The 6,505-nt window shown below is 33.0% G+C and carries 6 protein-coding genes; 1 reads left to right on the top strand and 5 read right to left on the bottom strand.

The genetic code is table 11. The annotated features are described in order from the left end of the window. Nucleotides 1–484: 484 nt before the first annotated feature. The 3 genes from ACGHIN_RS16045 to ACGHIN_RS16035 form a co-directional block, all read right to left on the bottom strand. Nucleotides 485–1,363 carry a tyrosine-type recombinase/integrase gene (locus ACGHIN_RS16045; RefSeq protein ID WP_390455815.1) on the bottom strand — a complete coding sequence of 293 codons (879 nt, stop codon included), beginning with the start codon at nucleotides 1,361–1,363 and terminating at the stop codon, nucleotides 485–487. Next, entirely contained in the window at nucleotides 1,360–2,142 is a 783-nt protein-coding gene (locus ACGHIN_RS16040; protein WP_390455812.1) for a tyrosine-type recombinase/integrase, read from the bottom strand. The genes ACGHIN_RS16045 and ACGHIN_RS16040 overlap by 4 nt, the downstream gene beginning before the upstream one ends. Nucleotides 2,143–2,309: 167 nt before the next feature. Next, nucleotides 2,310–4,577 carry a CHC2 zinc finger domain-containing protein gene (locus tag ACGHIN_RS16035; protein WP_390455809.1) on the bottom strand — a complete coding sequence of 756 codons (2,268 nt, stop codon included), beginning with the start codon at nucleotides 4,575–4,577 and terminating at the stop codon, nucleotides 2,310–2,312. Between the two features lie 166 nt (nucleotides 4,578–4,743). Between ACGHIN_RS16035 and ACGHIN_RS16030 the strand changes: the two genes are divergently transcribed. Further along, complete coding sequence (locus tag ACGHIN_RS16030) at nucleotides 4,744–5,088, top strand: helix-turn-helix domain-containing protein (protein WP_390455806.1); 345 nt, start codon at nucleotides 4,744–4,746, stop codon at nucleotides 5,086–5,088. A 103-nt stretch (nucleotides 5,089–5,191) separates the two neighbouring features. On the opposite strand, the gene ACGHIN_RS16025 is transcribed toward ACGHIN_RS16030, so the two are convergent. Next, nucleotides 5,192–5,614, bottom strand: a complete 423-nt coding sequence (locus ACGHIN_RS16025; RefSeq protein ID WP_390455804.1) for a hypothetical protein — start codon at nucleotides 5,612–5,614, stop codon at nucleotides 5,192–5,194. A 3-nt stretch (nucleotides 5,615–5,617) separates the two neighbouring features. Then, a partial coding sequence (locus ACGHIN_RS16020; protein WP_390455801.1) for an RHS repeat-associated core domain-containing protein occupies nucleotides 5,618–6,505 on the bottom strand: 888 nt, incomplete at its 5' end.

The following is a 6,505-nucleotide window of genomic DNA, read 5'->3' as shown; positions in this document are numbered from 1 at the left end:
TCATACATTCCGTAGTCTACTTCATTTTTTAGGATTTTCCTACTTCAGTTCTTTTCGCGCGAGGCTTTTCACTGTGATCGTCTTCGCTTGCTCGCTTACGTAAATATAATTTTTCTTTTTCAATTGAAAAAATAAAAGTCTTTTTGTTGTCGGTGTTGTTGTAAATGTGGACTTGTGGATAAAATCGGTGCGGATTTCGGGGTTGGCTTTATCCACAAATCCACATTTTTAGTTGTCTTGTCGGCGAGAAGGTCAATGAAGCGGAGTTGAGAAGTTTCGGTGGTTTATTCGGCTAAAATTCCATTCGGAGAACGTAGAGCGGTGGCTGTGGAATACTTCGTATGGAACAAAGGAAAGCATTTTGCATAATCCCAAATTATAGGCACTGATCGGGTTTTGTGCGTAACGGAGCTTTGCGGAGTGGAGAACAACGTTTTGCGCTGGACGTGCGTATAATTTTGATTATGTAATTTGCTGTGGCTTTTTAGGAGATGTATTTTTCAATTTCCTGCTTCAGATTTTCGAGTTCGGTTTGATTAAAATATTCCAGGCTTCTTAAATATCTAAATCCTGCTTTGTATTGAACTTCTCTTACATTGTATTGTTTCAGCCAGAGATTAATCCTGCTGTTTCTGATCAGCTGTAAACTTTCGATATTAATCTGTTTTCTAATTTCCGATGTGATACTGCTAAATCTTGTTTTTTCACTTAAAATAAAAAGCTTTTCCGTTTCTTTTACCGTTTTTGAGAGTTGTAATAATTCTGTTCTTGTTTCTGTAATGTATTTGTACAGCTCTAAAATTTGTGATGCTTCTAACGGTAAAATTCTTTCTTTTAATCGGTTTTCCGTGGCTTCAGGAACTTTAATTTTTCCTTTCTCTAAATCTATATCCTGTACTTTTAATTCTCTTAAACTTCCTGTGTTTAATCCCTGATAAATAATTAATCCTAAAATGATCTGATTTCTTTTTCCAAATAAACTGAACTGTCCTTTTTTGTATTTCTTTTCTCTAAAATCTTTCTCGATATTCTGTAATTCTTCTTCTGTTAAAAACCCTGTAATTAATGGTCTTTTCGGTGTTCTTATTCTAAAATTCTTTAAAGGATGATCTTTTCTTTTTCCTGATAATTGTAAATATTCAAAGTATTGTTCTATAGTTCTGATCTGATTATTTACTGTAATTAAGGCATATTTTTTCTGTTGTAATGCTACAATTTTTAATAGTTCTGCTGTATTTATTTTATCAAAATTTTGTTTTCCGGAACATAGGTTTTTCCATAACAAAACCTGCTTTTCTTTCTCTACTAATGTATTTTCTGTATAATGATAATGATCTTTTAAATAGTGTAAAAACTCTTTCATAGATGGGTGTAACGTTGTGTGCTTTCTAAGCTTCTGTGTCCTAAAAATCTGCTTACTTTTTCGAGTTTCATTCCGTTTTTAAGGAGATGGGATGCAATGCTGTGTCTTAGTAAATGGGGATAAATTCTTTTTGTAATACTGCTTTTTTCTGCAATCTTTTCGATGATAAATTCTATTCCTGAAGGCGTTAAATTTCCTTTTAATCCCTGTAAAAAACATTCTCCTTTTTCTTCTCTTATCTGTAAATAATCTGTGAATATTTCTAATGCTTTGCTATGGATGGGAACTTCTCTCTGATAGCCTGTTTTGGATTTTCTTATCAGGACTTTTGCGTTTTCTATATCTACATCTTCCAGTAACAGTTCTGCCGATTCTCCTGCCCGTAATCCTAAATAATACAAACAACATAAAACGGCTTTATCTCTTGTATTTACCGCTGTTTCAAAGAGGTTCTGTATTTCTTCCGGGTTTAATATTTCTATCTCAGGAATAATGGTTTTAAGGCTTTTGCAGATGACAAGACTGGTTTCTTTCTGAAGGGTTTCTTTTCTGTAGTTTCTGTATAATTTAAGGGCGGTTAAATGATTGTTTACCGTATTGTTGCTGAGTAATTTTTCAGGATTGTTTTTATTTTTTCTTTGTTTCAGATAACGGATATAATCTTTCGGAAGGTTTCCTTTTTCTCTGTACTGTTCGTATTCTTTTACTATAGATAAAATTCTCTGAATGTTCTTTTTCTGGTAGTTCCGAAGTTCTAAATATCTTCTAAATTCTTCCATATTTCATAAGTATGATGGTTTTGCTTACTCAATATTTTTTATTTTGGGTCACCAGACAATTTATAATTGATAAATGATTGATGATGAATGATTTATTTTGTCGTAGCTTTATTTTTTGTGAACCAATGGCGAACCGTAGTGAACCAGACCTTACAGGTCAGGCAATTTTATTTATTGCTTTTTAATTCTTTTATCTGCTTCAATAAATACTCTTTTATTTCTGCTCTAAGTTTCTGATAATTATCCCAATAACTTACTTTGTAGCGGATTCCTGTATTGTTAAATCCTCCAGCTTGCTTAATATATTCGAGTTCTAAAAGGGTGTTGATATATCTCTGTAACTGTGTTTTTGATAAATTAAATTCCTGTCTGATCTCTCGTTGCATAAAGTCTTTTTCAGGACTTTTTATAAACTTCTTCAACTTTTCAAAGAACTGTCTTAAACTTCCGTCTAATTCGTCTACTTTCAACACGATGCTTTCAAATAGTACTTCTGTAGCCTGTTCTATATCTTCGATTTCTGTAATGAGATACCCGTTTTTAACTTCTCTCTGATATTGATTGATAAATGTAACCTGTTTAATAACTGCCTGATACATATCGTTTAATCTCCTTATTTTATGTACCTTTTCAGGAAGATTGAGTCTTGTTGCATAGGGATTAATAACCTCATAATACTTTAAATTTCTGACTAATTTCTGGACGAAGTTCGTCGCCCAATTTTGTTCGTTTCTGTCAATTTCCCCTGCGTTCCTTTGGTTCTGATAATGGATGATTCTTTGTGTCTGCTCTTTGCTTTCATCGACTGCCAGTAAAAAACTTCTGCTCATATTATCTTCGTAAGTTTCTCCTTTGGTCGTTGCTGATAAACTGCTAAATTGTCCTTTCACGATTTTATGGGAAGATTTATTATTTCCCTTTTTATCTTTGATAGTAACAGAACTTCTCAACACCTGATTGCTGATAAATTCACGAAGTGCATACAAAGCATCTTCCTTTAATCCGTCCAAATCTTCGATGATTATTATCTTCTGGAATAAATCGAACTCGCCCCAATTGTATAAACTAGATTCTGTAATTCTCGTAAATCTCAGAACATCTTCCTGTGGCATCAAATCTGCAATCCTCGAGATAATATGTGTTTTTCCGCTTCCCGAACTTCCTTGCACAATGCCGTGTAACGGGCTTTTATTTAAGTAACTGATTGTAATTAAAAACAATAATAAACGGCTGTTTTCTTCGCCGATTATCCCTGCTTTTTCTATTAAATTATTTAATGATTTCAGTAAGTCTTTTTGCTGTAGAAAGTCTGCTGTTGTCTTTGGCTCTGCCTTTTCCTTTCCTGCTGATTGTACAGATTTCTCTACAGTAACTTTTATTTTATTTTCAGATGAAAGAAAAATATCTTTTCGGCTATTCAGTAATTCTATAAATATCGTTTCATCGTGTAACTGCAAAGTCTCATTAATATCTTTATTAGGAAGTTCTACCGTAGAGATTTTATAATTTCTAAATTCTTCTGCATATTTCTTAACCGCCTTTTTTCCCGCATCATCCTGATCAAAACAAAAGATAATTTCTTCCAGCTCCTGAAGCTCTTTTATTGCGCTTAAAATTTCTTCATTCAATCCATTCGTTCCAAAACAGCTTATAAGGCTGTAATTGTCCCTGATTTCTTTGATCTGAAGTAAACTTGCACAGTCGATTATAGCTTCTGTCAAAATCAGTTTTTTAGTATCTGATTTCGGATATCCGGGATAAATTCCACTGCGGTTTTTTAAGTAAAAATGTTTACCGTTTTTGTTCTCTACTATGGCTCTAAAATAAAAGCTTACGATTTCTCCAGATTTATTTTTCAGTGGAAAAGCAATACATTTATTCGCAAAAATACTATAGCCTTTTTCTCCTGTTCTGTTGTTGATTAATCCTTTATCCTGTAATAACCCTACTTCTAAAGCATTGCTGATTAATTCTTCGCTTTTCCTTTCTCCGTGGTGGAATTGTCCCGAGTTGTAACCGATTTCTAAAATGGAGTTATCCAAATTCCTTTTCTCAATATATTGCTTTGCAGGATTGGAACAATACAAAGCTTTTCTAAAATAGCTAAACGTGTTTTCTAAAAAGTCCGTGTCGGACAGACGATTGTTTTTAGTTGTTGGATTTTTTAAAATTGACATTTCCGAACTCATTAAACTTTGTGCCTTTACAATCGCTTCGTGTTTACTTAACTTCTCAAAATCTTCTATAAACTGTATTACATCTCCAGTTTTTCCGCAACTGTGGCACTTGTAAAAGTTCTTTTCTACATTGACCTGTAAGCTCGCTGTTTTGTCTTCGTGATAAAAGCAATGAAGCATTTTGTTTTTGGGCTGTAAATTGTAATGCTTCAGGACTTCGGATAAACTTAATCGTTGTTTTATGAGAGAGATTTCCATAAATAAAAAATTTTTGAAAAAAGTTTTATATACCTTATTGAGTACAAAGATATATTATAAAATCTATTTATCAAAAATTATTAGATTTTTATTTACCTTATAAAGTATTTATATTTGCTTATTATTAGTAAAATACAGTGGTTTAATACCTTAAAAGATATAAACAATGGATTCGTTCGGTAAAAAATTAAGAGAGTGCAGAGAAGCTAAAAGCCTTTCCCAAAAAGATTTGGCAGGGATTTTAAACACTTCTTATTCTGTTATCGGGAAGTATGAGCGTGATGAGATGATTCCTTCTATTGAGGTTGCTAAAAATATTGCTAAAATTTTAGGAACTACAGTTGGTTATCTTTTAGGAGAGACAGAAGAAGTAAATATCTTCAAAGATCCTGCAATGCTCAACCGTTTCAACGATATCGAAAAGCTTGATCCTGAAAATAAAAAACATCTGCTTTCTGTAGTAGATGGGTTTATTCAGGCTCTCAAAATTAAAAATATTGCTGCGCTTTAGTTCTGTTTACTAATACAAAACAGAACATTGTATAACATAAAAACCCTCGCAAAATGCGAGGGTTTTTATTTATCTGCCACACGATGAAATCGGTAGCAGGATATTATTTTCTCATTAATATTTGAGAATCACTTAAAATGGGTTGCTCTTTTATATTTTGTATATAACCTGATGATTCGAAGGTGATGGAACCAACATCAGTCAATATTTCATAGTCCCATTTTATATCTTTTCCATTAGGATATAATCGAGAATTTGAGCGGTTAATGTCCTGAATATCTAACCCAACGGTGTTTTGAAAGTCAAGATCAATTTTCAAATTTAAAACATCCATAAACACCAAATCACATGGTGAAACCCAAAATTTATACAAATTAGATGTTTCGTCTAAAACCCATTTAAAAATATAATCTATATCTAAAATTAATTTTTGATTTTCAGCAGGAAGAAAAATAGAATAAACATAACTATCGTGCCATCCCATTTCTTCAAAATCAGAATCTGTCCATAAATCCTTTACATTCATATTTTATTTCTTATTAAGATAATTTCTGATAATTCTTACATCTTGTTGGGTTACAGGTTGAACCCATTTTCTATCTTTATTTAAAAATGTTTCTCCTTTATTGTTTGTATTTAGGAACGATCGTTGAATGTGTGGAGTTTCTACTCCTTTATGTGGAGCACCGCGCAAATCATAATGAAGAGCTCCATCTGTTGTTCCTATAGAAACTCTATTTTTACCATTATTTAATTTGACTAAATCGTCAATTTGACTTTCGAAAGTATTTTGAAGTGCTCCTTTTTCAGCAGACAACATCTTTAAGCCTCCTGTATTTCCACTCCTTGTTATTAATAAAGCTGCTAAAAGATAATTTTCATTTCCACCATTACCCGCAAGAGCCATTCCTCCGACTTCAAAAACTCCAAGAGGGTCTCCAGCTCCGCCAACATATTGTATAGGACCATCACTCCATCCTTTTCCGCTAGGCTGTACATTCATAATGCCAGTACCTGCTTCTGTAGCAAAGTTTTTAGTATTTATGGAATTTCCATTTTGATCAATTACACCACCCGAAGATGTTAAGTTATATGAATAACTACTGGTTTCAATACCAGCAATACTTGTTGTACCATTAATTGTAGCACTTTTATAAACGTTGCTTACTCCTGTGTATCCTGCTGCTTCTGCCTCTGCTTTGGTATTAACATTTGGATCATATGTATAAGATTTACCGTTTAAACTATTCTGTTCAATCCATCCCAAACCTTCTCTTCCATCAGGATCGATAAAATTAATCGGATTATTGAATGCATAGTTATATGGACTATGACGAGTCATTTTCTCCGCCAGCGGATCAACCACTCCCCATCTACCAATATCCGGCATATACATCCTCGCCCCATAATCATACAT

This window comes from Chryseobacterium barbadense (genome assembly GCF_042849955.1).
GTDB lineage: Bacteria > Bacteroidota > Bacteroidia > Flavobacteriales > Weeksellaceae > Chryseobacterium.
Note: the sequence above shows the minus strand (reverse complement) of the source record. Positions and strands in the feature narration are given on the sequence as shown.

Coding starts and splice junctions, on each gene's coding strand:
- ACGHIN_RS16035 (WP_390455809.1), bottom strand. CDS start 4,577: ATGGAAATCTCTCTCATAAAACAACGATTAAGTTTATCCGAAGTCCTG.
- ACGHIN_RS16030 (WP_390455806.1), top strand. CDS start 4,744: ATGGATTCGTTCGGTAAAAAATTAAGAGAGTGCAGAGAAGCTAAAAGC.
- ACGHIN_RS16025 (WP_390455804.1), bottom strand. CDS start 5,614: ATGAATGTAAAGGATTTATGGACAGATTCTGATTTTGAAGAAATGGGA.
- ACGHIN_RS16040 (WP_390455812.1), bottom strand. CDS start 2,142: ATGGAAGAATTTAGAAGATATTTAGAACTTCGGAACTACCAGAAAAAG.
- ACGHIN_RS16045 (WP_390455815.1), bottom strand. CDS start 1,363: ATGAAAGAGTTTTTACACTATTTAAAAGATCATTATCATTATACAGAA.